Source organism: Streptomyces sp. 2114.4 (assembly GCF_900187385.1).
In the GTDB taxonomy this organism is placed as follows: Bacteria; Actinomycetota; Actinomycetes; order Streptomycetales; family Streptomycetaceae; genus Streptomyces; species Streptomyces mooreae.
The window spans coordinates 7,175,995-7,199,598 of the sequence record NZ_FYEY01000001.1 but is presented as its reverse complement, the minus strand read 5'-3'; the positions used below and the strand labels follow the sequence as shown (position 1 = coordinate 7,199,598).

At 71.2% G+C, this 23,604-nt stretch carries 19 protein-coding genes and 1 pseudogene; 11 read left to right on the top strand and 9 right to left on the bottom strand.

The window, feature by feature from the left end; translation table 11 throughout:
- Positions 1-786 precede the first annotated feature (786 nt).
- Positions 787-1,260, top strand: coding sequence for a hypothetical protein (locus tag CFW40_RS31720; protein WP_088801197.1), 474 nt, complete (start codon positions 787-789; stop codon positions 1,258-1,260).
- A 4-nt stretch (positions 1,261-1,264) separates the two neighbouring features.
- Here the strand turns inward: CFW40_RS31720 and CFW40_RS38455 are convergent, their stop codons facing one another.
- The 3 genes from CFW40_RS38455 to CFW40_RS36405 form a co-directional block, all read right to left on the bottom strand.
- Positions 1,265-1,387 (bottom strand): hypothetical protein, encoded by a 123-nt coding sequence (locus tag CFW40_RS38455; protein ID WP_256331177.1) that lies wholly within the window; start codon positions 1,385-1,387, stop codon positions 1,265-1,267.
- Positions 1,388-1,486: 99 nt separating this feature from the next.
- The gene (locus tag CFW40_RS31715; RefSeq protein ID WP_088801196.1) at positions 1,487-2,788 is read right to left on the bottom strand and encodes an MFS transporter; all 1,302 of its coding nucleotides are present in this window, start codon (positions 2,786-2,788) and stop codon (positions 1,487-1,489) included.
- Positions 2,789-3,075: 287 nt separating this feature from the next.
- The gene (locus CFW40_RS36405; protein WP_176956321.1) at positions 3,076-3,243 is read right to left on the bottom strand and encodes a hypothetical protein; all 168 of its coding nucleotides are present in this window, start codon (positions 3,241-3,243) and stop codon (positions 3,076-3,078) included.
- A gap of 67 nt (positions 3,244-3,310) precedes the next feature.
- Between CFW40_RS36405 and CFW40_RS31710 the strand changes: the two genes are divergently transcribed.
- From CFW40_RS31710 to CFW40_RS36785, 5 genes are all read left to right on the top strand, one after another.
- Complete coding sequence (locus CFW40_RS31710; RefSeq protein WP_088801195.1) at positions 3,311-4,072, top strand: (Fe-S)-binding protein; 762 nt, start codon at positions 3,311-3,313, stop codon at positions 4,070-4,072.
- Positions 4,069-5,733 carry a lactate utilization protein B gene (locus tag CFW40_RS31705; protein WP_256331178.1) on the top strand — a complete coding sequence of 555 codons (1,665 nt, stop codon included), beginning with the start codon at positions 4,069-4,071 and terminating at the stop codon, positions 5,731-5,733. Before CFW40_RS31710 ends, CFW40_RS31705 begins: the two co-directional genes overlap by 4 nt.
- Entirely contained in the window at positions 5,730-6,404 is a 675-nt protein-coding gene (locus CFW40_RS31700; RefSeq protein ID WP_088801194.1) for an LUD domain-containing protein, read from the top strand. Before CFW40_RS31705 ends, CFW40_RS31700 begins: the two co-directional genes overlap by 4 nt.
- Before the next feature lie 328 nt (positions 6,405-6,732).
- Positions 6,733-8,016 carry a hypothetical protein gene (locus CFW40_RS31695; protein WP_256331179.1) on the top strand — a complete coding sequence of 428 codons (1,284 nt, stop codon included), beginning with the start codon at positions 6,733-6,735 and terminating at the stop codon, positions 8,014-8,016.
- Between the two features lie 151 nt (positions 8,017-8,167).
- On the top strand, positions 8,168-8,974 hold the full coding sequence (locus CFW40_RS36785) for a hypothetical protein (protein ID WP_093642021.1): 807 nt from the start codon (positions 8,168-8,170) through the stop codon (positions 8,972-8,974).
- Here CFW40_RS36785 and CFW40_RS31690 read toward each other — a convergent pair.
- The 3 genes from CFW40_RS31690 to CFW40_RS31680 all read right to left on the bottom strand — a co-directional run bounded on the left by CFW40_RS31690 (position 8,868) and on the right by CFW40_RS31680 (position 11,977).
- Positions 8,868-9,452 (bottom strand): NUDIX hydrolase, encoded by a 585-nt coding sequence (locus CFW40_RS31690; protein ID WP_088801193.1) that lies wholly within the window; start codon positions 9,450-9,452, stop codon positions 8,868-8,870. The two genes, CFW40_RS36785 and CFW40_RS31690, sit on opposite strands and share 107 nt — an antisense overlap.
- 164 nt (positions 9,453-9,616) lie before the next feature.
- Entirely contained in the window at positions 9,617-10,012 is a 396-nt protein-coding gene (locus CFW40_RS31685; protein ID WP_176956322.1) for a hypothetical protein, read from the bottom strand.
- 147 nt (positions 10,013-10,159) lie between these two features.
- Positions 10,160-11,977, bottom strand: coding sequence for an ABC transporter ATP-binding protein (locus CFW40_RS31680; protein WP_088801192.1), 1,818 nt, complete (start codon positions 11,975-11,977; stop codon positions 10,160-10,162).
- 169 nt (positions 11,978-12,146) lie between these two features.
- On the opposite strand from CFW40_RS31680, the gene CFW40_RS31675 reads away from it, so the two are divergent.
- Both CFW40_RS31675 and CFW40_RS31670 read left to right on the top strand, forming a co-directional pair.
- A complete protein-coding gene (locus CFW40_RS31675) occupies positions 12,147-12,632 on the top strand; it encodes a MarR family winged helix-turn-helix transcriptional regulator (protein WP_088801191.1) in 486 nt (161 codons plus the stop codon).
- 22 nt (positions 12,633-12,654) lie between these two features.
- Positions 12,655-14,022: pseudogene (locus CFW40_RS31670) on the top strand (FAD-binding and (Fe-S)-binding domain-containing protein); the annotation flags it as partial.
- 28 nt (positions 14,023-14,050) lie between these two features.
- Here the strand turns inward: CFW40_RS31670 and CFW40_RS31665 are convergent.
- The gene (locus tag CFW40_RS31665) at positions 14,051-15,421 is read right to left on the bottom strand and encodes an alpha-amylase family protein (RefSeq protein WP_088801190.1); all 1,371 of its coding nucleotides are present in this window, start codon (positions 15,419-15,421) and stop codon (positions 14,051-14,053) included.
- Between the two features lie 331 nt (positions 15,422-15,752).
- Here CFW40_RS31665 and CFW40_RS31660 point away from each other — a divergent pair, with 331 nt between their 5' ends.
- Entirely contained in the window at positions 15,753-17,192 is a 1,440-nt protein-coding gene (locus tag CFW40_RS31660; RefSeq protein ID WP_088801189.1) for a Gfo/Idh/MocA family protein, read from the top strand.
- A 285-nt stretch (positions 17,193-17,477) separates the two neighbouring features.
- On the opposite strand, the gene CFW40_RS31655 is transcribed toward CFW40_RS31660, so the two are convergent.
- Positions 17,478-18,245: a hypothetical protein gene (locus CFW40_RS31655; RefSeq protein ID WP_371127052.1), complete on the bottom strand. Its 768-nt coding sequence runs from the start codon at positions 18,243-18,245 to the stop codon at positions 17,478-17,480.
- 227 nt (positions 18,246-18,472) lie between these two features.
- On the opposite strand from CFW40_RS31655, the gene CFW40_RS31650 reads away from it, so the two are divergent.
- Complete coding sequence (locus CFW40_RS31650) at positions 18,473-20,275, top strand: ABC transporter ATP-binding protein (RefSeq protein WP_088802497.1); 1,803 nt, start codon at positions 18,473-18,475, stop codon at positions 20,273-20,275.
- Positions 20,272-22,053 (top strand): ABC transporter ATP-binding protein, encoded by a 1,782-nt coding sequence (locus tag CFW40_RS31645; RefSeq protein WP_088801187.1) that lies wholly within the window; start codon positions 20,272-20,274, stop codon positions 22,051-22,053. The genes CFW40_RS31650 and CFW40_RS31645 overlap by 4 nt, the downstream gene beginning before the upstream one ends.
- A gap of 58 nt (positions 22,054-22,111) precedes the next feature.
- On the opposite strand, the gene CFW40_RS31640 is transcribed toward CFW40_RS31645, so the two are convergent.
- Entirely contained in the window at positions 22,112-22,903 is a 792-nt protein-coding gene (locus CFW40_RS31640) for a metal-dependent hydrolase (protein WP_088801186.1), read from the bottom strand.
- Positions 22,904-23,604: the final 701 nt, after the last annotated feature.

Here is a 23,604-nt window from a genome sequence, read left to right as displayed (position 1 = left end):
GAAGAGCGGCGCCGAGGCCGTGGGCCTGAGCCTGGACGTGACGTCGGCACTGCGCTGGGGCGAGGACATCGCCCCAGCGATGCGGCGCGCCGGCCGCCCCACGGACGAGCGGGCGCGCAGGCCGAGTACCTACAGGCCGGAACTGGCCGACTCGACTATCTGTGCCGTGAGGGACGTAGACACCCCACCTCGACAGACCGCATCGATCGCCCCGCAGAGAGACCCGCCGCGACACGCAGCACCCCCGTCGGCACCTACAGGCGGGGGTACTCATCTCTCACATGGCTATCACCAACACTGTAGTCACTCCTCGACCACAGCGGCCTGACCTGCACTTACACGCATTACCTGGACCACCCTGGACCGCACATGACGCGGTCTACAACCTGTGCCATGTGGGACCGTATCCCTCAGAGCGGGTGGCCACCCCATGGTGACCACGGCCAGCGGATTGCCGCCTGCGCCAGCAGCGTTAGAGCTTGCGCGTGCAGAGCAACGTGGCCGGTGCCTTTCTCTGGCCGGGAGCTCGAGCGAGTGCCGTAGGGGCCGACCACTGCATACTGTTGGGCGGCTACACGGGGAAGCGTTTCGCTTATCGGTGCCGGCCGTCCATCACGGAACGAAGACCCGTACAAGCCAAGCCGCAGTTCCACAGCCCGCATCAATCAAGATCCGGACCATCCCCGGGCCAACGACTCCGACGAGCTGTCCCACCACGAGCGAGTTGGTTCTGGAGGCAGGATTAATGCTGTGGCCGAGTAGCGGAAGGTTGCATAGATTCACCCGGTGACCTACGACATCACGCCCGTGCGGGTGCAGCCGGGCCTGACGCTTCAGGAATCCCTTGACCGCCTCAACGCCGGCTTCGATCCCGAGGCCGACCTGCCGCTGCTCCGGCTTACCGACGCTCAACGGAACGAGTGGGACCGGATCCTGAGACGAGTCTCGCGGGACATCGGTTCTGTCGAGTCTGAGGAGTACCTGTACAGCCTCACCCTTGAGACCGTGGGTCCGCCAGGACGCGTGCAGCTGGACTACTGCGGCGACACAGCCCACATCGAGGTCGCTTACCGTCACTCGGGTCCGGCGGCGTTGGAGGTGATGGAGCTGGCCTATCGCATCGCTCGCATCGTCGAGGACGAGAGCGGCCTGACCGGCCACGACTTCGAGGTGGGCCAGCCCACCCGAACCGGTGACCCTGGCAAAGCCGCCGCCCGGCTGAGCGCCGTCTCTGATTGGGCACAGCATCACTTGAGCTAGTGGATCACCCGGTGGACCAGCGGAAGATGCCGGCGACGTGCAGTCGGGCCAGGTAGATGGTCGCGGACTTCTCATAGCGGGTGGCGATACCGCGCCACTGCTTCAAGCGGTTTTCAGAGGCACGCATGAAGGGCAACTAGGTAGACGACTTCATGGTGCAGGTGTCCAGGTCTCGCCTTCGACGCCCCGGGAAGAGGCCGTCCTCCGGAGCGGATACCTCGTGCCCTCACCGCTCCAGCGGGCTGTGAGCGGTCTCGGGCAGTCGAAGGTAGACGGCGGAGGAGACCAGGCACAGTACGGCTACGTACACGGGGAACAAACCGGCGTGCCCCATGTCCTTGAACAGCGTGCCGGCATAAGGCGCCGTGCCGCCGAAGAGCGCAACGGTGAGCGAGTAGGGGAAACCGATTCCTGCGGCGCGCACCCGTGCCGGGAACGTCTCCGCGTTCACGGCCGCCGAGACCGCCGTGAAGCCGCTCAGCAGGATCATGCCCGCACACTGCACGAGTAGCAGCGTGACGAACGAGTCGTCGAGCATGCGCAGCAGCGGCACGATCAGCACAGCGAAGCCGATCCCGAACATCAGCAGCAGCGGCTTGCGCCCGATCCGGTCGGAGAGGATGCCCGCGAGGGGCTGGAGCACGGCAAAGAACGTCAGCGAGAGGGTGCCCGCCAGCAGCGCGTCCGCTTTCTCCACCCCGGCGTTGAGCTCGGCGTACGTCGGCAGATACGACGTCCACGTGTAGTACGCGAGGGTGCCGCCCGCCGTGATTCCGCAGATCAGCAGCGACTCACGCGGATGGCGGCGCAACGCCTCGAAGAGGCCTGGCCGGGACGCCTTCGCCTGCTCCTCGATGGGGGTCTTCTCTGCTCGAACGGAGTTGAGAGCTTGGGGAAGCGTCTCGCGCGCGCCGCGCCGGACCCAGAAGCCCACGAGGCTCAGGAGCGCGCCCAGCACGAACGGGACCCGCCAGCCCCAGCTGCCCATGGTGGCGGGCGCGAGATTCGCGACGAGCATCGCCGCGACGCCGGAAGCGACGAGCTGGCCGATGGTCGTCGACACATACTGGAAGCTGGAGAAGAGCCCTCGCCGCCCCGGCCCGGCCGACTCCACAAGGAACGTGGTCGAGGCAGCGAACTCCCCGCCCACCGACAGCCCTTGCAGCAGCCTGGCCAGGACGAGGACGACCGGTGCGAGGATCCCGGCGGCAGCGTACGTCGGCGTCAGTCCCACCAGCAGGCTGCTGCCGCCCATCAGCAGAATGGTCACCGTCAGCGCCGCACGGCGCCCGCGCCGGTCGGCGACCGCGCCCATCAACAGTCCGCCGACGGGCCGCATGAAGAATCCCACCGCGAAGACCGCGAACGTCGAGAGCAGCGGCACCAGCGAATTCGCCGCGCCCATGGGAAAGATCTGCGCGGCGATATACGTGGCCAGAAAGGTATATGTGTACCAATCGTACCATTCAACCGCATTGCCGACCGAGGCGGCGAGCAGCTGCCGCACAGGACGCGCCGGAGGGGTCATGACGCCAGTACGAGACCCTCCGACAGGGGAATCCGACCACCCATCCTCGGACGCAGGCCCTTCGATGAAAGCTCCCATGATCACGCATCTCCCCGCCTTCGAGCACGGCAATCACACCGCGCCGGCCTCTCCACGTTTCGTAGCGCTACGCGCCACAAGCGAACCTTCACCGTCGACCGCTCCATCAAGGGCGCCCGGCACTCGGAGCGAGCACCTCCACCCGCGCAAAGCCTCAGCCCGGACGTCCGGAGGGCTGCTGACTCATCGTCAGGTGAGTCAGCAAACATTCAGCATCGACTCGGCCAGGCGGCGGCCAGTTGCCGCAGCCGTGACGGCGGGCGGGCACCGTTCGGTGCCTGTTCCTCGGCTATGTGCTCGGCACTCGACATGGTCCTCCGCTCCTGGTTCTTCTCGTTGGCCTGCTGCTGGGGCAGGATGAGCCGCCAGGTGATCATGTACCGCGGAAGCGGGTGGCCGCCAGGGGCTGTGGCAGTCGAAAGGCAGCCGAAAGGAGAGGGCAACGTGCGCGTAGCACTGTTCGTCACCTGTATCAACGACATGCTCCATCCGCGAACGGGGCAGGCGGTGGTGGCGCTGCTGGAGCGGCTGGGGGTGGAGGTCGGTTTCCCGGCCGAGCAGAGCTGCTGTGGCCAGCCGCAGTTCAACACCGGGTACCGGCAGGCGGCCGAGCCGCTGATGCGCCGCTTCGACCGGGCGTTCAAGGACTACGAGTACGTGGTCACCCCGTCCGGTTCGTGTGCGGCGATGGTGCGGGACAACTACCCGCGGATCGCGGCGAAGGCGGCCGCCGAAGGGCGTGGGCGGGGACTCGTCGATGCGGCGGCCGTCGCGGTGCCCAAGACGTACGAGCTGACCGAGTTTCTGGTGGATGTACTGAAGGTGGAGGATGTCGGTGCCTATTTTCCGCACGCCGTCACCTACCACCCCACCTGTCACGGCCTGCGGATGCTGGGGCTGGGCGACCGGCCGCGCCGGCTGCTGGAGCACGTCGAGGGGCTGGAGCTGCGGGAGCTGCCGGGCGCCGAGGAGTGCTGCGGGTTCGGCGGCACCTTCGCGGTGAAGAACCCGGCGGTCTCGGCGGCGATGGGCGCCGACAAAGTCCGCCACGTCCTCTCCACCGGTGCCGAGGCCGTCTGCGCGATCGACAACTCCTGTCTGCTGCACATCGGCGGCACCCTCAGCCGCCGGGGCGCGCCGGTCCGCCCGGTCCATATCGCCGAGATCCTGGCCAGTACGGCCAGTACGGAAGGGCGCGTGCGGTGAGCGGGACCTACCTGGGTATGCCGGCCTTCCCCCGTGCCGCGGCCACCGCCACCCGCGACACCCGGCTGCGCGCCAACCTCACCCATGCCACGCACACCATCCGCGACAAACGGGCCAAGGCCGTTGCGGAGCTGGACGACTGGGCGGAGCTGCGGGCCGCGGGCGCCGCGGTGAAGGACCGTACGCTGCGCCATCTCGATCACTATTTGGAGCGGCTGGAGGCCGCGGTCACCGCCGCGGGCGGGCAGGTCCACTGGGCTCTCGACGCCGACGAGGCCAACCGGATCGTCACCCGGCTGGTGCGGGAGACCGGCGAGACGGAGGTCGTCAAGGTCAAGTCGATGGCGACACAGGAGATCGGGCTCAACGAGGCCTTGGCCGGGGCCGGTATCCGCGCGTACGAGACGGATCTGGCCGAGCTGATCGTGCAGCTCGGCCACGATCTGCCGTCGCACATCCTGGTCCCGGCGATCCACCGCAACCGCTCCGAGATCCGCGACATCTTCCGCCGTGAGATGGCCGCCTGGGGCCGCCCGGCACCCGAAGGGCTGGCCGACTCCCCCGCCGAGCTCGCCGAGGCGGCGCGGCTGCATCTGCGGGACAAGTTCCTGTCCGCGAAGGTCGGGATCTCGGGGGCCAACTTCATGGTCGCGGAGACCGGCACCCTGGTCGTCGTGGAATCCGAGGGCAATGGCCGGATGTGTCTGACCCTCCCCGAGACGCTGATCTCCGTCGTCGGCATCGAGAAGGTGGTGCCCAGCTGGCAGGACCTGGAGATCTTTCTGCAGCTGCTGCCCCGTTCCTCCACCGCCGAGCGGATGAATCCGTACACCTCCACCTGGACGGGCACCACGGACGGCGACGGGCCGCGGACCTTCCATCTGGTGCTGCTCGACAACGGGCGCACCGACACCCTCGCCGACACCGTCGGGCGACAGGCGCTGCGCTGCATCCGCTGCTCGGCGTGTCTGAACGTCTGCCCGGTGTACGAGCGGGCCGGCGGGCATGCGTACGGCTCGCCCTACCCCGGCCCGATCGGCGCCATCCTCACCCCGCAACTGCGCGGGCTGGCAGGCCCCTTGGAGGCGTCGCTGCCGTACGCCTCATCGCTGTGCGGGGCCTGCTACGAGGTGTGCCCGGTGGCCATCGACATCCCCGAGGTGCTGGTGCATCTGCGGGAGCGGGTCGTGCAGGGCGGGCCGGTCACCCTGGGCGGGACGCGCACCGTTCTCCAGCCGGCCAAGGGGCATGCCGCGGAGCGGGCCGCGATGCGCGCGGCGGGCTGGGTTTTCGATCACCCGGGCGCGCTGCGAACCGGGATGCGGCTGGCGGCTCGCACCCGGCGGCTGCATCCGCGGCGGCTGCCGGGGCCGGGCCGCGCCTGGTCGCGGACGCGTGATCTGCCCGAGGTGCCGGCTGAGTCCTTCCGCGACTGGTGGCAGCGCACCCGCGGTATGTCGTCGGGGCGTGGTACGTCGGCGGAGCCCGGTGTGGCGGCCGAGCCCGGTACCGCGGCGGAGCCCGGCACGTCGTCGGGCCCCGGTACGACGTCGGGCCCCGGTACGACGTCGGGCCCCGGTACGACGTCTGGCCCCGGTACGACGTCTGGCCCCGGTACGTCGTCGGAGCAGCGAGGGAACGCCAGAGGAGACGCCGAGTGAGCAGTCGGGACGTGGTGTTGGCGCGGGTGCGGCAGGCGCTGGCGGATGTGCCGGCCGGTGAGCGGCCGGGCGGCGAGGGGCGGGGCGGTCCGCCGGTGGCACGGGGCTACCGGCGGGTGCACGGGGCCCGGACACAAGAACAGACCGTGGATCTGCTCGCGGAGAATCTCGCGGACTACCGGGCGATCGTGCACCGCACCGATGCCGAGGGGCTGCCCGGGCTGATCGGCCGGCTGCTGGCGGAGCGCGGGGCGCGCTCGGTGCTGGTCCCGACGGGCCTGGACGCCTCCTGGACGAGCGGGGCCGACGTCGCCCTCGTCGAGGACCGTGCGTCGAGCACGGCCCGTGAACTCGACCTCGTGGACAGTGTGCTGACCGGCTGTGCGGTGGCCATCGCGGAGACCGGAACCCTGATCTTGGACGCGGGCCCCGATCAGGGCAGACGCCGGATCACCCTGGTGCCGGATCACCACCTCTGTGTGGTCCGCGTCCCTGACCAGGTGGTCGGCTCGGTGCCGGAGGCGCTGCCACGGGTGGCACCGGACCGCCCGCTGACCTGGATCTCCGGCCCGTCCGCGACCAGCGACATCGAACTCGACCGGGTGGAGGGGGTGCACGGGCCGCGGACGCTGGAGGTGATTCTGCTGGCGGCGGCACCGGAAGCGGACTGAGCGGGGAGCGGGAGCTGAGCCGCCTTGGCCACGAAGGGCTGCGACAGGTGTGCGACCCCGTTGTCAGTGGGGATTCCTACACTGGTCGGGATGCTTTTCGCACATGCTGTGCGAGGTGCGCGCCCGGGGGAGGAGGGAGCAGATGGTGCTGCGGCAGGGCTTACCACCAGGGCGTTCCGGCGCGGACGGCCGCTTGCCCTCTCGGCGTTCCGGCGTGGCCGGTCGCTTGCCCTCTCGGCGTTCCGGCACGGACGGCCGCTTACCCGCACCGGGTCCCGGAGGGCCGCCTCTTGCCCCTCCGCCGGACTCCGCCCCTTCCCGGCTGCTGATGTGGCTGGGGCGGCTGGGCGTCCCGGCCGCCGCGTTCGCCGTCTTCCAGACGTTGCTGGGAATCCTGCCGCAGAATCTCGCGGGCGAGGCGGCGCGTTACTGCGTGGCGGCGACCGCCGGCGCCGGTGTGGGTGCGGTGGTGTGGCTGGCCGCGGCACTGCTGCGGACCCGCGCGGCGGCGACGGATGCCGTCGCGGAAGGACCGACCGGCCCCGCGCCCTCGCCCGCCGGATCGCTCCCCGAGCTGACGGACGGCACGTACCAGGCGCTGCGGCGCGGCCTCTCGGTGATCGAGGTGTCCGGGCACGGCCCCCTCACCGGATGGCCGCACTCTCTCGCGGAGAGCGATCCACCGGTGCACCCGACGGCGTTCGGTACGGCGTACGGGCTCCATCTGCTGCTCGACATCGCGCCGTACGACGGCCGCATACGGGCGGGGCAGGTGGCCGAGACGCTGTGGCGGCTGCGGCTTCCCGGCGGCGGGTGGGCCGCCCGCTCCCAGGGCAGCGGGGCGCGGCCCGAGGTGTCCGCGATCGTGCTGGGTGCGCTGGCGCGGGCCGGCGCCGATCCACGCCTGCTGGAGGCCGAAATACGCTCCTGCGAGGTGTTGTGGAACCCCGACCATGACGCGTCCGGGCTGGCCAACACCTATGTCGTGACGAATGTCCTGCGCGGACTGCTGCGGGCGGCGCCCGGCGCCACCGCGCTGGAAGGACTGCGCGAGGTGCTGGTTCATGGCGCCACGGCCGACCCGGCGCGCGGCAACCACCGCTGCTGGGGCGCGGCGCTGGCCGGCGGCCGCGGCAACCCGGCGCCGTCCGCGGCGCACACCGCGCGGGCGGTGGTGGCACTGGACCGGGCCGCATGCGTACTGGGCGAGGACGAGCGGCAGCGTACGGTGCGCGAGGAGGGGCTGCGCTGGCTGCTGGCCGGCCCGGCGACGCCGGCGGGTGGCATGACCGATCTGCAGAACAGCCAGGAAGAGGTCCGGCGGCCGGACCAGGAGGATCCGCTGCATCAAGAGCTGCTGTCGGTACGGCATTTCGCCGCCGCCTGGGTGGCGCGTGCGCTGATGACGGACGGAGCCCGCAAGGTCGCGGCAGAGGACGGGGGGCTGCCGGCGTGGGAGGCACAGCTGACCACTGCCGTGGCGCGGGTCCACGGCATGCAGCGGGGCGGGGTGTGGCGGTGGGACGACGGGCCCATGGGACACCCGGTGTGGATGGCGTATCAGGGCCTTTCGGTACTGCGGCGGCATGCGTTGATGGTCTACCGGCCATGAGGCGACACCGCCCGGAGTTCCGAGAGGTGGGGTCTTCGGACCGGGGCGCCCTGCCGGGTGATCGATCCGGGGTGATCGGGTCGGCTTGACGGGCCAAGGGTGTGGTGTGCAGCGACGGAACGGTCGGGGGCGGCGAAGAGGAGGCGGACTCATGCAGATCGAGGAAGCCCGGCGGCTGCTGGCGGAACGGCTGGGCGGCGGGCCGGGGCCGCCGTCGCCCGAGTCGGCACGCGCGGTGACCGCCCGGCTGGCGCAGCCGGACACGCTCGGTCCGCTGGTGCGCCGGTTATCCGCCGGTGATCTGGATCTGGCGGAGTGCACCCGGCTCTCGTACCGTCATGTACTGGGCTTCGACAAGCTGTTGCTGCTGGCCGGCGCCCCGCGGTTCATGCTGCGGGTCCATTTCTGGCACGGCAGGGCCCGTGGGGCGCCCGAGGACATCCACAATCACCGGTGCGCGATCGCCTCGGCGGTGGTGCGCGGGCGCGTCCGGATGGAGTGCTACGAAACGGCCGCGAACGGCGTGCCCGCGACCGCCTACCGGGAGACGATCGACGGCCCCGGCGGCGCCTGGCGGCTCCGGCGGGTCGGGGACGCACGCCTGCGGCTCTTGTGCACGGAGCAGTACGGACCGGGCCGGAGCTACGGCCTGGCCGCCCACACGCTGCACCGGGTGGTGAGCGAGGAGCCGACGGTGACGCTGTTCCTGGAGACCGCCCCACAGCGCTCGGTGACCGATGTCTACGTCAGGAACGGCCCCGCCGCGGTCGGCAACTCCGCCACGGGCAGCCGCTCCGTCACGCAGGGCTCCCCCACCAACAGCATCAACGACGACCGGAGCGGCGGCGCCCTCAGGGCCGGCGGCGCCGAGCGGGTGGATCCGCCGCCCAAGACTCCGCTGTCACCGGCCGTCTACCTTGCCGAACTCGACTCCCTGGCAGGTTCTTTGGGCTATTGAAAGGGGGTGGCGCCAGGCGCCCGAAGCGGGCCGTCATGGCATGGATCCCCGCGGCGTCGAGCCGGCCGCCGAGTGCCTGGCGGATCACCCCGAGGTTGTAGGCGTCCACCCCGATCCCGGCCAGGTCGGCGGGCCGCGCCCACGCATAGGCCTGATCCGCACTGGGCAGGACGACCTCGAGCGTCAAGGGGCGGACGATGAAGTTCTCCTGGTGGTTGTGGACCCGGCGGCCCTGATAGTCGCTCAGGAAACCGGAGGATCCGGTGTGCGCGACAATGGTGCCGAGGATCCCGGTCTCTTCCTTCAGCTCGCGCAAGGCGCCGGCTTCGGCCAACTCCCCTCGATCGAGCTTCCCGCACGGCACGCCCCACGCGCCGGGCAGAAAACGCTCGCGGTAGCTACGGCGCACGATCAGCACACGAGCATCGTGCACCACCACCGCCGCGGCCAGATAAGTGTCTGCTGCAATCTGGTTCATCGGACATCTCGCAATCCGAAGGGACGGGCGCAGGCCCGTGGCGGAGGTCCACCGTACCGGCGATGACTCCACGAGGGGCCGGTTCCGCTGCGCCCGCCGGGGCACCGTGAGATGGCTATGCCCCAAGCACTCCGCGGCCGAGAGGTCGCGTCCCCGGGTCGGTGCTACGCGCCCGGTGCCGGCCTGCTCTCGCGGGAGGCGTGGGCGGTGTGCAGGGCCCAGCCGATCAATGGGAGCTGGCCGGGCAGGCGCGCGTAGGCCAGGGCCTTGAGCGGGGCGGGGCGGTGGCGCCAGTCGTGGGCCATTTTGAGGTTGGCCGGGAAGACCGCGGCGAACAGGCCGGCCGCGGCCAGTGCGCCGCCCCGGCGGGTGCGTGGCAGGGCAACGGCGGCGGCGACGGCGAGTTCGGCGACGCCGCTGGCGTACGTCCAGGTGCGGGGGCTGCCGGGCAGGTGCCGGGGGACGATCGCGTCGAACGGCCTCGGGGCGAGTAAGTGGAGGGTGCCCATCCCGGCCAGCAGACGGGCCAGCGCACGGGCGGAACGGTCGTCAGCTGTCACGGAGGGCTCCCTGATCGGACGGGCGGAGGCAGCGCAGGAAGGGCAGCGGAACAGGAAGCCCCGCAGGCCGCGGCCCGGGGAGTGGGTGCGGCGGCCACCCCGACCAGTGAACTGGCCGCCGCGCGTTCGACCTTACCCGCGGGTCACTTACGGGGCCATCATCTGATCGTCGGTGGGGGTGAGGTGTGCGTCACGCCGTACCAGCGCCGCATAGCGCCCGTCGGCGGCGAGCAGTTCGTCATGGGTGCCACGCTCGGCGATCCGGCCGGCGTCCAGCACGACGATCTGGTCGGCGTCGCGGACCGTGGAGAGGCGGTGCGCGATGGTGAGGGTGGTGCGGCCCGCGGACAGCTCGTCGATGGCCTGCTGGACGGCGTGTTCGGTGTGGGTGTCCAGGGCGCTGGTCGCTTCGTCCAGGACGAGGACGGGCGGGTCGCGCAGGATGGTGCGGGCGATGGCGAGGCGCTGTTTCTCGCCGCCGGAGAAGCGGTGGCCGCGCTCGCCGACGAGGGTGTCGTAGCCATCGGGCAGGGCGGCGATGTGGTCGTGGATCTGGGCGGCCCTGGCGGCGCGGGCGATCTCCTCGTCGGTGGCGTCGGGCTTGGCGAAGCGGAGGTTGTCGGCGACCGAGGCGTGGAAGAGGTAGGTCTCCTGGGAGACCACGCCGACCGAGCGGGCGAGGGTGTCGAAGTCGAGGTCACGGACGTCCGTGCCGTCGAGGGTGACCCGGCCTCCGGTCACGTCGTAGAGCCGCGGTACGAGGTAGCTCAGGGTGCTCTTGCCGCTGCCGGTGGGGCCGACGACGGCGAGGCTGGTGCCGGCCGGGACGGTCAGGTCGATGCCGTCGAGGGTGGGGGCGGCCTCGGGGTCGTAGCAGAACCGGACGTGCTCGAAGCGGAGCTCGCCGCGCGGCGCCGGGATACGGACCGGCTCGGCGGGTTCGATGATGGCGACCGGCAGGTCGAGGTATTCGAAGATGCGCTGGAAGAGCGCCAGTGAGGTCTGCATCTGCACGCCGGTGGACAGCAGCGAGACGGTCGGCCGCAGCAGGCCCTGCTGGAGGGAGACGAAGGCCACCAGGGTGCCGAGGGAGAAGACCGGGCCGCCGAGCTGGAGGACCATGCCCGCCGCCCAGTAGATCAGCGCGGGCATGGCGGCCATCACGATCCCGATGGTGGCCATCCGCCAGCGGCCGGCCATGTTGGCGCGGACCTCCAGGTCGACCAGGCGCTCGGACTCGTCGGCGAAGTTCTGGGTGAGGGAGTCGGCTCGGCCCATCGTGCGGCCGAGCAGGATGCCACTGACCGAGAGGGATTCGGTGACCATCGCGGACATCGCGGCCATCTGCTTCTGCCGCCGGGTGGTGATCTTCTTGCGTTCGTTGCCGACCCGGCGGCTGATCCAGACGAAGAGCGGAAGCAGCAGCAGCGAGACGACGGTCAGCCGCCAGTCGAGGGCGAGCATCGCGCAGACGGTGGCGATGACGGAGGTCAGGTTGGAGACCAGGGAGGTGGCGGTGGAGGTGACCGTCGCCTGCATGCCGCCGATGTCGTTGGCGATCCGGGACTGGACCTCGCCGGTACGGGTGCGGGTGAAGAAGGCCAGCGGCATCTGCTGGAGTTTGGCGTAGACGGCGGTGCGCAGGTCGTGCATGACGCGCTGGCCGACAGTGGTGGACAGCAGGGTCTGCAGGACGCCGAAGACGCTGGTGGTGACGGCGGTGGCGATCATGCCGAGGGCGAGCAGGGTCAGCAGGCCGGTGCGCCGGCCGGGTATCGCCACGTCCAGGATCTCGCGGAGGAGAAAGGGCGAGGCGACCGAGACCAGCGAGGAGGCGCCGACGAGCAGGCCGACGAGGGCCAGCCGGGCGCGGTAGGGGCGGAAGAGCGCGAGGATCCGCCGCAACTGGACCGGCTTTCCCGGGTCCTTGGGCGGTGGGGTCCACTGGGGTTCGTCGCTGCGCATGGGCTCCTTCGAGGGGGTACGGATGACGCGGGGCGGGACTACGGGCGGGCGGGGGCTACGGACCGGCAGGAACTGCGGACGGCAGTTGCGGGCCGAGCATCGTGGAGCTTAGCTCATTGTTACCTATGCTCACAATGAATGAAGTCCTGTCATCCGCTATCCTCGCGCCATGCCCTCCCCCGAGCCGACGGTCAGCACCACCAACCTCGCCGAGCAACTGGTACGGCTGACCCGCCGGATGCACCGCGCCCAGAAACACCACCTGGAGCACCTGGACATCGCCTTCACCCCCGCCCAGTCCCGGCTGCTGCGGATCGTCGACCACTACCGCGACACCCCGCCGCGGATGGCCGACCTCGCCGAGCGGCTGGAGGTGGTGCCCCGGGCGGTGACCACCCTGGTGGACGCGCTGGAGGCGCACGGCGCGGTGCGCCGGGTGCCCGATCCGGCCAACCGCCGAGTGGTGCGCATCGAGCTGACCGACACCGGCCGTTCCACGCTGCGCGCGTTGCGCAGCGCGCGGCGGGCCGCCGCGGAGGAGATCCTGGCCCCACTGACCGCCGGTCAGCGCGACGTACTCGGCGGCCTGCTGTCCACCCTGGTCGACGATCCGGACCGACCGCATCGACCGGACCGGCCGGACCGACCGCGTTGAACTGACACAGCGTCAACCGGAGGAACCGGCGCTGCACGCGGGCCTGCTGGCGCTCAAGGCGGAGATCGAGGCGGATCGCGAGCTGGTGGCCCGGATCCGCGCCAAGTACCGGATCAAGAACACCAACGGCTGCCGGCTGGACGCCTTTCTCGACGGCGCGACGCCGGTGGAGATCCTGCGCGGGCTGATGGCCGGTTCCGAGGGCACCCTCGGCTTCATCGCCGAGACGGTCTTCGACACCCTTCCGCTGGACCGGCACACCTTCAGCGCGCTGCTGTTCTTCCCGACGCTGAGCGCCGCGGCCGCGGCCGTACCGCGGTTCAACGAGGCGGGGGCGCGGGCCGTGGGGCTGATGGACGGCAATACGCTGCGCGCCTCGGTGCGCGTGGCCGGGGTACCGGCCGACTGGGCGGCGCTGCCCCAAGAGACCACCGCGCTGCTGGTGGAGTTCCGGGCGTCCGACGAGGCCGCCCAGGAGGCATACGAACGGGCCGCGGCACAGGTACTGACGGAGCCGGCCGAGGTGGCACGCTACGCCGCCTTCATGGACGCGTTCTGCCGGCTCACCGTCCGGCGCTTCGACGGATCGCTGAAGGCGGAGCATGCCACCGGCCGGAACATCGCACCGTTCCTGGAGCTCGAATGGGGGCCGCGGGCAACGGAGTTGCTGTGGCGGATCAAGAAGATCGTGGACCCGCACGGCATTCTGGCGCCGCGCGTCCTGCTCGACCGCGATCCACGGGCGCATCTGCGCGGCCTGAAGACCATCCCGGAGACCGAGGCCCCCGCCTACGCCTGCATCGAGTGCGGCTTTTGCGAGCCGGCCTGCCCCAGCGGGGATCTGACCACCACGCCCCGTCAGCGGATCGTGCTGCGCCGTGAGATGGCGCGGCAGCCCTCGGGCTCACCGGTCACCACCGCGCTGCTGGAGTCGTACGGCTATGACGCGGTGGACACCTGCGCCGGCGACTCGCTCTGCCGGCCTGCCTGTCCGGTGGGGATCGACACCGGCGCGCTGATGAGGGACCTCCGGCACCGGCGCCACTCACCGCGCGAGGAGTGGGCCGCCGCACAGTCCGCCCGCCACTTCCAGGCCGTCGAACGGGCGGCGCGGCTGGCGGTGGCCGCCGCCGACCGGATCGGCCACCGGCTGACGGCGTCGCTGACCCGCGCCGCCCGCAGGGCCGTACGCCCCGATCCGGTACCCGAATGGCTCCCGCGGATGCCCGGCGCGGCGGCCCGTACGCTGCCCACGACACGGCGGTCCGGGGCGGCGGCGGTCTACTACCCGGCGTGTGTGAACCGGATGTGCGAGATCGGCATGGACCGGGCAACGGAGGGCCGAGGCTATGGCTCGGCCCTCCTGGCGCTGGAGCGGGCCACGCGCCCGGCCCGTCAGCTGCCTTCGGGCGTGCGCCTCAGCGGGTGACGTGCAGCGCCACCGCTCCCTTGGCCGGGACCGAGAGCCGTGCCTTCCCTTCGTCCCCGACGGTGACCGTGTGGCCTTCGCACGAGGACGGCGCGGCGGCGACGACATTGCAGTACGTGCCGGCGGGCAGTGAGGTCGCAAAGGTCCGGTGCAGCTCGGCGTCGCCGTTGTTGAGGGCCACGAATCCCTTGCCGCCCCGGCCGAAGGCGAGGGCGCTGCCCCCGTTGTCCCACCAGTTGGTCAGCTCCGCCGAGCCCACCGCGTTGCGGAAGCCCACCATCCCGGTGATCGCCTGCTTGGCGTGTTCGCTGGTCCAGCCGTCGCTGCCGCCGGGCGGTCCGGCGTCCTTGTCGGTCCACTCGTAGCCGGAGTAGACGTTCGGCGAGCCGTAGGGCGAGGCCAGCATGAAGACGTTGGCGAGGGTGTAGGCGGCGCCGTCCTTGTAGGTCAGCGTGGAGCCGTTGCGCTCGGTGTCCCAGTTGTCGACGAAGGTGCGGGCCTTGTCGCTGCCGAGCTTGCCGTCGGCGACGGACTTCAGCTGGGCGAGGTTGCCGCTCTGAAAGGCGCTCTTGAGGTGGGTGCCGTAGCGGAACTCGTCGACATCGCCCACGCCGGTGTACTCCTCGGGCTGCACCGCCTCGCCGGCTCCGTGGATGACCTCCTGCACCCAGTAGCCCGGGTCGCGCATCGTGCCCTTGACGGCGGCGAGGTCGGTGGCGGAGATGTGCTTGGCGGCGTCCACCCGGAAGCCGTCCACGCCCAGCGACCGCAGGTCGTCGAGGTACTGGGCGACCGTGGTGCGGACGTGGTCGCTGCCGGTGTCGAGGTCGGCGAGCCCGACGAGTTCGCAGTTCTGGACGTCGTCGCGGTTGGTGTAGTCGGTGATGCTCTTCCGGCAGCCGTGGAAGTCCTGGTCCTGGTAGTAACCCGGGTAGTGGTACTTGGTGTACCGGGTGCCGCCGGTGCCAGTACCGGAGCCGGCCGCCATGTGGTTGATGACGGCGTCGGCGATGACCTTGACGCCCGCGCCGTGGCAGGCGCTGACCATCGAGGCGAAGGCCTTCCGGTCGCCCAGCCGTCCGGCAATCTTGTAGCTGACGGGCTGGTACGAGGTCCACCACTGGTCGCCCTGGATGTGCTCGGAGGCGGGCGAGACCTCGACATAGCCGTAGCCGGCCGGGCCCAGTTGAGTGCGGCAGGCCTTGGCGACCTCCGTGTACTTCCACTCGAACAGGGTGGCGGTGACGGTCTTTTCACCGGGTGGGGCTGCCTGGGAGGACCACGGCGCGAAGGTGGCGAGGCCGGCCGCGGCCAGCACGCCGGCCAGCGCCCCGCCCAGCACACGGGAACGTTGCTGCATCTTGCGGCTCCTTGGTCATGGGGCACGGCAGGAGGTACCGCGCCCACGAGTGCAGCCACGCGCCGGGCCGCTGGGGGGGATTTCCGCATCGGAGCCTGCCGTTTGCCGTGTGGACACGTCAAGGTTTTCCGCAAGACTTTTCAGCGGCTTGCGAAAGGTGCGGGTGACGGATCTCCGGTGTTGCCGTAGGCCGTCCGGTATTGCGGCAGAGAGTCCAAGAGTGCCGCATCAAGAGTCCGATCGGCCCTCTTGTGCCTCAGGCCGTCGGCCGACAGGGTCCTGACCGAGGTTCACGTATGCCCCGGCACACCACCGCTCCCCTGGAGGACCGATGAACGAGGCACCATCGCAGAACCACGACCACGACGAGGCAGGTCCGAGCCGCCGTTCGGTGTTGTGGACCGCCGGTGCGGCGGGCGCCGGACTCGGGCTCGGCGGCCTGTCGTCCGGGCCGGCCGCGGCGGCCGCACCCTCGACGACCGCGGCGGCCGAATCCGCCACGGCCGCCGCGTCGCCCGACGCCAAGGGCAGAACCATGATCGGGGTGCCGTTCGAGCGGCGCAGCACCGTCCGCGTCGGCATCATCGGACTCGGCAACCGCGGCGGGACCATGATCGACCTCTTTCTCGCGATGCCGGGCGTCCGCGTGGTCGCCCTGTGCGACCCGGTGAAGGACAAGACCGCCAAGGCCGCCAAGAAGGTCACCGCCGCGGGACAGCCGGCGCCGGCCGTCTACACCAACGGCGACCAGGACTTCGAAAACCTCTGCAAGCGCGGCGACATCGACTTCGTGTACGCGGCCACGCCGTGGGACCGGCACTTCGAGATGGCGAAGACGGCGATGCTCAACGGCAAGCACGTGGGCGTGGAATGCCCCCTCGCGCTGCGCCTGGATCAGCTGTGGGAACTGGTCCACCTCTCCGAGCGCACCCGCAGACACTGTATGCAGCTGGAGAACTGCTGCTACGGCAGGAACGAGATGCGGGTGCTGCGGATGGCGCACGCGGGCCTGTTCGGCGAGCTGCTGCACGGCGCCGGTGCCTATATCCATGATCTGCGCGGCCTGATGTTCGACCCGAAGTACTACGAGGGGCCGTGGCGGCGGCTGTGGCACACCCGGCTGCGCGGCGACCTCTACCCCAACCACGGTTTCGGGCCGGTCGCCAACTACATGGACATCAACCGCGGGGACCGCGCCGTGCGCATCTCCAGCGTCGGCACTCCGGCCCTCGGCCTCGCCGCGTACCGCAAGGAGCACATGCCGGCGAACGACCCCAGCTGGAAGGAGTCGTACATCGAGAGCGACCGGACCATCAGCCTCGTACAGACCGCCAAGGGGCGGGTGATCCGGCTGGAGCACGATGTCTCCACCCCGCACCCCTACAGCCGAATCAACAGTCTCGGCGGCACCAAGGGCCTCTTCGAGGACTACCCCGAGCGGATCTACCTGGAGCCGGACCAGAACAACGACGAGTGGGGCGACTTCACCAAGTACGCGGAGTGGGACCACTGGCTCTGGAAGGAGCACGCCAACCCGCCCGGCGGGCACGGCGGCATGGACTACATGCTGGTCTTCCGGCTGATGCAGTGCATGCGGCTCGGCCTGGTACCGGACTTCGACGTCTACGACGCGGCAACCTGGACCGCGCCGGTGCCGCTGAGTGATCTCTCGATCAAGGCGAACGGCGCTCCCCAGGAGATTCCCGACTTCACCCGCGGGCTGTGGAAGAAGGCGCGGCCGGGGATGGATTCGTCCAAGCCGGAGGGGTGAGCGCCGGCAACGGTGCGGGGCCCGGCGGGCGGTGCTGCGCCGGGCCCCGGCCTGCCGGGTCAGGTGTCGCGAGTGGTGACGGAGGTGGCGGTGCCCGGTTCGGGGGCCGTCTCCCGTGACGTCGTCGGATCGGCCGTTGCCGTCCCCGCCGCCCGCGCCTGCTCCGCCGGCAGGCCGGTCTGCGCAGCGGCCGGGATGATGTCCGGGAAACCGTGGAGCTTGCCCCAAGGGGAGGCACGATCCCTCCGGATCCGGGCAGGGCCGAAGTCCCCCCGTCCCGGGCGCTCAGCCCGCCAGGTGCGCCGCGTCCCCCATGACCACCACGGGGTGCCGTGCGGGATCGAGGGCGCGCAGCAGTGCCTGCATCCCGGCCTTCGGGACGCTGACGCACGCGGAGGTTCCGCTGCCGTGGTCCAGGTGCAGCCAGACCCCGCCGCCCTTGGACTGGCCCTGCGGACGGGTCGGGTCCAGCGGGGAGGTCCCCTTGACGCGGTTGTAGTTGATCGCCACGACGTAGTCGAAGTCGTGCCGGGTGTTCTTGGACCAGTACGACGGCGGGGTGAACGCCGAGGAGTGCGTATAGGGCAGCTTGGCGCCGGGGTTCTGGAGCACCCCGCCCGCGTCGGTCAGCGGGAACACCCCGACGGGGCTGCGCTTGTCCCCTTCGTGGTGATCCACCGTCCAGCCGCGCCGGCCGTTGTGGGCGGCCCAACTGCCCTTGCGGTCCCAGCCCTTGGCGCCCTTGTCGTAGAGGACGACCGTGGCCTCGGCGGAGTTCACGCCCTTGCCGTAGACCGCCACGACCTGCCGGGAGCCGGCCGGGATCCGCGAGCGCAGGGCAGTGCCGACCTCGGGGATGTTCTTGAGGTGGGTGGTGGCCAACGCGCCGCGAGCGGGGCCGCCGGGGCGCTCCCCCTTGCCCGCACCGTCACCCTTGCCGTCCCCGTCCTTGCCGCCGCTCGCACCGCCGCCGCAGCCCGCCAGAAGGACCAGTCCCGCCGCGACCACCGTCGCCGTCCGCATCGCACCGTCCGCTGTTCGCATGACGCCCATGGTCGCACCGCCGCTCTGACGGCCGGTCGGCACCCGACCGCCGCCTACGGGCCGCCACCGCAGGATTGTCCGGATCGCGTGACCACAGCGGAAAAACCGTTTGAAATCCCCCACCCCGCAGGCCAGTCTTCCAGGACCTCCGCCGGAGACGAGACGGGCGAGAGGGGCATTTCGCCTGCCGCAACGGCCCGTTGCCGCCCATCCACCACGACTTCGCCTGGGGCATCATGCACATTCGCGACCTTCCGCATCCCGACCCGGGCGTCCCGGACGTCCGTACGGGCGGCGCCTTCCTCCGCTGGCTGTGCGCACAACAGCTCGGCGGGCAGCTCAAGGCCCTCGTCTGGGGGCTGGTGAACTTCGGCGCCATCGCCGCCTCGCCGGTGCCGGTGGGCCTGGCCGTGCAGGCCGTGGTGGACCGCGACGGCGGCCGCCTTCTCCTGGCCGGCTCCCTGATCATCGCCTTGGGCGCCCTGATCGCGATCGGTGGCGTGATGCTGCACCGCGCGGCCGTCACCAACTGGATCACCGCCGTCGCCCGGATGCAGCAACTGCTCGCCCGCAAGACCACGGAACTGGGCTCGGCCATGACGCGGCGGGTGGCGGCGGGCGAGATCGTCGCCGTGAGCACCGGCGACCTGGAGAAGATCGGCTGGTTCGTCGAAGCGCTCTCCCGGTTCGGTGCCGCCGCGGTCACCGCCGCCGGCGTCTCCGTTGCCCTGGCCCTCTACCGGCCGGAGCTCGGCGTTCTGGTGGCCGTCGGCGTGCCCGTCATGGCGCTGGCCGTGCTGCCGTTGCTGCCGCACGCCACCCGGCGTGCCGAAGCACAGCGCGAGAAGGCCGGCCAGGCCACCGAGCTGGCCTCCGACACCGTCGCCGGACTGCGCGTCCTGCGCGGCATCGGCGGCGAGGAACTTTTCCTCGGCCGCTACCGCAGCGCCTCCCAGGAAGTGCGCAAGGCCGCCGTCCGCAGCGCCCGGATGTGGTCGCTGATCTCGGCCGTCCAAGTACTGCTGCCGGGCCTGCTGCTCATCGCGGTGGTCTGGTACGGCACCCGGCTCGCCCTCGACGGCACCCTCGCCGTCGGCGATCTCGTCACGGTCTACAGCGCGGTCACCTTCCTGCTCCTCCCCCTCAGACACTTCGAAGAGATCGCCCAGGCCTATACCTTCGCCAAGCCGTCCACGAAGCGCACGGCCCGCGTACTGGCACAGAGCCGCCCGGCCGGCGGGCGCGACACGGGCCGGGAGGCGGCACCCACCGGCACTCTGCACGACCCGGTCAGCGGCCTGACCGCCCCGGCCGGCCGGCTGACCGCGGTGGTCTGCGGCGACCCCGACAGCGCGGGCCGGCTCGCCGAACGCCTCGGCGGACACCCGCCGCGGCTGGACGAAGGCGGCGGTGACGGCGTCGTGCCGGTCTCGGTCGTGCTCGGCGGCACCCCGCTGGACGACCTGGCACGCGAGACGGCGCGTGGTGCCGTACTCGTCCAGGACAAGGACCCGATGCTGCTCTCGGGCACGCTCGGCGAACTGCTCGACGTACCGTCGTCCGGCCGGGTGGGCGCGCGGGAGGCGCTGACCGCGGCGCAGTGCGGCGACGTACTGACCGCGCTGGCGCAAGCGTCCGCCGACAACTCGGGAGACCCGATGCGGGCCCACATCACCGAGCGCGGCCGCTCGCTGTCCGGCGGGCAGCGCCAGCGCCTCGCCCTCGCCAGGTCGCTGGTCGCCGACCCGGAGGTGCTTGTGCTCGACGAGCCGACCAGCGCCGTCGATGCGCACACCGAGGCCCGGATCGCCGAGGGCCTGCGGGAGATCAGGAAGGGGCGTACGACCGTCGTGCTCACCTCCAGCACGCTCCTGCTGGACCGGGCCGAACAGGTGGTGTTCCTCCAGGAGGGGAAGGCCGTCGCCGAGGCGACCCACCGCGAACTGCTGCACAGCCACCCCGCCTACCGCGCGATCGTCACCCGCGAGCCGGACCCCGAGCCGGCGCTACCGACCGACCGGATCGAGGAGACCGCATGATCGGCCTGGCGCCGCCGGAGCACGACCCGGACGCCCCACAGACCCTCACCACCCTTCCCGTCGGCTCGCCGGCAACGGTGCGCAGCTATGTCGGCGGCCTGATCCGCCGTCACCGCAGAGCGTTCCTCGTGCTGGTCGCCGTGAACGCGGCCGCGGTGATCGCCTCCATGGCCGGGCCGTATCTGCTCGGCACAGTCGTCGAGAAGCTGTCCACGGGGGCCCGTGACCTCCCGCTGGAGCGCACCATCGGGCTGTTCGCCGTGGCGCTGGCCGTCCAGACGGTGTTCGTCCGCATGGTCCGGCTGCGCGGGGCGATGCTCGGTGAGCGGATGCTGGCGGATCTGCGCGAGGACTTCCTCGTACGGTCCGTGGCGCTGCCGCCGGGCGTCCTGGAGCGGGCCGGCACCGGTGACCTGCTGTCGCGGATCACCACCGACATCGACCGGCTCTCCAGCGCGATGCGCGAGGCCGTACCGCAGCTGTCCATCGGGGTGGTGTGGGTGGTGCTGCTGCTCGGCGGGCTGACGGTGACCGCACCGCCGCTCGCGCTGTCCGTCCTCATCGCGCTGCCACTGCTGGTCGTCGGCTGCCGCTGGTACTTCAAACGGGCACCGAGCGCCTACCGCTCCGAGGCGGCCGGTTACGCGGCGGTGTCCGCGGTGCTCACCGAGTCCGTGGACGCGGGGCGCACGATCGAGGCCCACCGGCTGGGCGCCCGCCGGATCGCCCTGTCGGAAGACCGGGTCCGTACCTGGACTCAATGGGAGCGCTACACGCTCTACCTGCGCACCGTGCTCTTCCCCGTCGTCGATCTGACGCATGTGCTGCTCCTGGTCTCGGTGTTGCTGCTCGGCGGAGCCTTCGTCATCCAGGGATGGATCACTCCGGGGCAGCTGACGACCGGGGCGCTGCTGGCGCAGATGATGATCGAGCCGGTCGGCATGGTCCTGCGCTGGTACGACGAGCTGCAGGTGGCCCAGGTGTCCATCGCCCGGCTCGTCGGCGTCCGGGAGATCGAGCCGGAGGCCCCCGCTGCGGGGCGGTTCCCGGACGGCCGGGACGTCCACGCCGACGGGGTCAGCTTCGGCTACCGGGCGGGCGTCGATGTACTCCGGGAGGTGTCGCTGCGGGTCCGCCCGGGGACCCGGCTGGCGCTGGTCGGACCCTCCGGTGCCGGCAAGTCGACGCTGGGCCGGCTCCTGGCGGGCATCTACGGCCCCCGGGTGGGCAGCGTCACGCTGGGCGGGGCCGAGCTGTCCGCGCTGCCGGCCGAGCGGATCCGCGAGCAGGTGGCGCTGGTCAACCAGGAACACCATGTCTTCGTGGGCTCGCTCCGCGACAACCTCCTGCTGGCGCGCGACGGTGCGGCCGATGCCGAACTGTGGGCGGCGCTCGGCGCGGTGGACGCCGATGACTGGGCGCGGGCCCTGGACAAGGGGCTGGACACCGCGGTGGGCTCGGGCGGCCATACGCTGACGCCCGCCCAGGCCCAGCAGATCGCGCTGGCCCGGCTGGTGCTCGCCGATCCGCACACCCTGGTGCTGGACGAGGCGACCTCCCTGCTCGACCCGCGGGCGGCCCGCCACCTGGAACGCTCACTGAGCAGGGTGCTGGACGGCCGTACGGTCGTGGCGATCGCGCACCGGCTGCACACCGCCCATGACGCCGATGTGATCGCGGTCGTCGAGGAGGGCCGGATCAGCGAACTGGGCAGCCACGACGAACTGGTCGCGGCGGGTGGCGCGTACGCGGCGCTCTGGCGGTCATGGCACGGCTGATACGGGGCGCGGCCCGATCGATGCCTCCGCATCAGCCTCCGGTGACGGGCCGCGCACGTCAGAGGTAACCGAGCGCGCTCAGACCGCCGACGCCGCCCAGCAGCATGAACACCGGCATCAATATCCTCAGCTCCACCCAGCTGCCGGCCTTGAAGCGCATGCCCTTGGGCGGGCCGACCGGGTACCAGCGCTTGCGGCCGATCGGGATGGGCCACAGGACGGGGCAGCCCGAGACGGTCAGGGCATCGCCGATGTCATGGACGAGCGCTCCGAGAACGACCGGGAGCCCCAGCCAGAGGTACTGCTGCCCCGGTTCACTGAACAGCCAGCTCGCGCCGTTGCCCGGCTGATCGAGAATGCCGACCAGGATCCAGGCCGAGGCGGCACCCAGCAGCCACACCAGCACATCGCTGGACACCCGTGCCGCCCGCCACAACAGCCCCTCGATGGCGAGCACCATATGGACGAAGAGGATGCCGAGGACGGCCCAGCGACCGCCCTGCATCGCCAGCAGCGACATCCCGGCGCCGACCAGCACGGCCCACACCCAGGTGTGGGTGAGCGTGCGGTGGCCTCCGTTGCGGTTCGAGTCACCGCGCATCTTGGTCGCCTTGTAGACCGCGTGCGAGATCGCGTCGACCAGTTCGCACAGCCACCGCGAGAGCGGCCCGAAGGCCCGCGAGATGGTCGCGGACTTGTGGTCGAGGTCCGGGGCGAGAGCCGCACCGGCACAGATCAGAGCTCCGCAGACGAGCACCGGCCAGGGCATGGGATGTCCGGCGGCAGCGGCCGCCGCGCCCACCCCCAGCCAGGCCGCGGCCCCGGACAGTGAGTGCGCCGGTCCCATCATGGTTGTTCCCACCCCTTGTTCTCTTGGTTCGCTTGCGCTCGTCTCCCGTGCGGACGGTGTGCCTCTCGTACTGCTCGTACTGCTGAGTCACGCCTCTGACGCCCGGTCGGCGACTCAGCGTAGCGTCAGATGATCTCCCTACGAGGAGGGGGTGAGCCCGCGTCCCGCACCGGTACACGGCCGCACGGGCACCACGTCCGCAGGACCGGCCGCCGGAAAGGCGCCGGCCCGCGGCACCGGCACACGGCACCGGCCCACGGGTCAACTGCTCGCCCCGCGCACCTTCCTGTCTTTGGTCCCGTCTTTGGTCCCGGACGACGCCCTCGGGGGGCGCCCGGTAGACGGAAGCAACTGCCCTGACGGGCAGGGTCGTTGGGATGACCCTCTCGCCTGGACCCCACCTGCGGAGACCGCCTTACGGGCCCCCTCCCCCACGGTGACCGGCGACCGGTGGCGGGTGGCCGGTGATCGACGACCGGTGGCAGGTGGCCGGCGGCCGACGACGGGTGGCCAGTGCCCCACCACCGGCGACCGGCGACCGGCGGAACGAACCGGGGCGCCCGCTTCGGCGTACGCCGCGTGATCTGCGCCACGCACCGCCGGGCGCCGGCGCAGAGGGTGAGGGCCGACGACAACCGCGCGCCCGCGACTCTGTACGCAGGGTGACGACATCGAGCCCGAGCCCGCCGGGCCGCGCCACG

What these genes read in the sequence shown, in the direction of transcription:
- CFW40_RS31650 (WP_088802497.1), top strand. Translation starts at nt 18,473, where the DNA reads ATGCACATTCGCGACCTTCCGCATCCCGACCCGGGCGTCCCGGACGTC.
- CFW40_RS31680 (WP_088801192.1), bottom strand. Translation starts at nt 11,977, where the DNA reads ATGCGCAGCGACGAACCCCAGTGGACCCCACCGCCCAAGGACCCGGGA.
- CFW40_RS36785 (WP_093642021.1), top strand. Translation starts at nt 8,168, where the DNA reads ATGCAGATCGAGGAAGCCCGGCGGCTGCTGGCGGAACGGCTGGGCGGC.
- CFW40_RS31715 (WP_088801196.1), bottom strand. Translation starts at nt 2,788, where the DNA reads ATGACCCCTCCGGCGCGTCCTGTGCGGCAGCTGCTCGCCGCCTCGGTC.
- CFW40_RS31645 (WP_088801187.1), top strand. Translation starts at nt 20,272, where the DNA reads ATGATCGGCCTGGCGCCGCCGGAGCACGACCCGGACGCCCCACAGACC.
- CFW40_RS31690 (WP_088801193.1), bottom strand. Translation starts at nt 9,452, where the DNA reads ATGAACCAGATTGCAGCAGACACTTATCTGGCCGCGGCGGTGGTGGTG.
- CFW40_RS31695 (WP_256331179.1), top strand. Translation starts at nt 6,733, where the DNA reads ATGTGGCTGGGGCGGCTGGGCGTCCCGGCCGCCGCGTTCGCCGTCTTC.
- CFW40_RS31655 (WP_371127052.1), bottom strand. Translation starts at nt 18,245, where the DNA reads ATGGGCGTCATGCGAACAGCGGACGGTGCGATGCGGACGGCGACGGTG.
- CFW40_RS31640 (WP_088801186.1), bottom strand. Translation starts at nt 22,903, where the DNA reads ATGATGGGACCGGCGCACTCACTGTCCGGGGCCGCGGCCTGGCTGGGG.
- CFW40_RS36405 (WP_176956321.1), bottom strand. Translation starts at nt 3,243, where the DNA reads ATGATCACCTGGCGGCTCATCCTGCCCCAGCAGCAGGCCAACGAGAAG.
- CFW40_RS31675 (WP_088801191.1), top strand. Translation starts at nt 12,147, where the DNA reads ATGCCCTCCCCCGAGCCGACGGTCAGCACCACCAACCTCGCCGAGCAA.
- CFW40_RS38455 (WP_256331177.1), bottom strand. Translation starts at nt 1,387, where the DNA reads ATGCGTGCCTCTGAAAACCGCTTGAAGCAGTGGCGCGGTATCGCCACC.
- CFW40_RS31660 (WP_088801189.1), top strand. Translation starts at nt 15,753, where the DNA reads ATGAACGAGGCACCATCGCAGAACCACGACCACGACGAGGCAGGTCCG.
- CFW40_RS31665 (WP_088801190.1), bottom strand. Translation starts at nt 15,421, where the DNA reads ATGCAGCAACGTTCCCGTGTGCTGGGCGGGGCGCTGGCCGGCGTGCTG.